This window comes from Pseudoalteromonas sp. S3178, assembly GCF_005886985.1.
In the GTDB taxonomy this organism is placed as follows: Bacteria; Pseudomonadota; Gammaproteobacteria; order Enterobacterales; family Alteromonadaceae; genus Pseudoalteromonas; species Pseudoalteromonas carrageenovora.
This window is the reverse complement of sequence record NZ_PNCW01000186.1, coordinates 1-212: the sequence shown is the minus strand read 5'-3', so window position 1 is coordinate 212 and position 212 is coordinate 1. Positions and strand designations below refer to the sequence as shown.

The 212-nt window shown below is 47.2% G+C and carries 1 protein-coding gene; it reads right to left on the bottom strand.

Annotated elements, in window-relative coordinates:
• The coding region (locus CWC11_RS20545) for a COG4315 family predicted lipoprotein (protein ID WP_212748101.1) at window positions 1-212 on the bottom strand (212 nt) is incomplete at both ends.

Below are 212 nucleotides of genomic sequence, written 5' to 3'. Positions count from 1 at the left end.
TGGCCAGATGTCTTTGCATGCATCGTTACAGGTACTACCAGTTTGCTCGAGGTCGTTATCAAACACATAAACAGTCATGCCTATTTTATCTGCACCATTGCCCGTCACTAACCCCTGTTGTGCGCCGCTGTAGGCTATGCTGTCGTTTGCTGTGTTAGACGTTGAGCCAAAGTTATAGATAGACACACTCAATTCGTTGTTGGCAAGCGTCG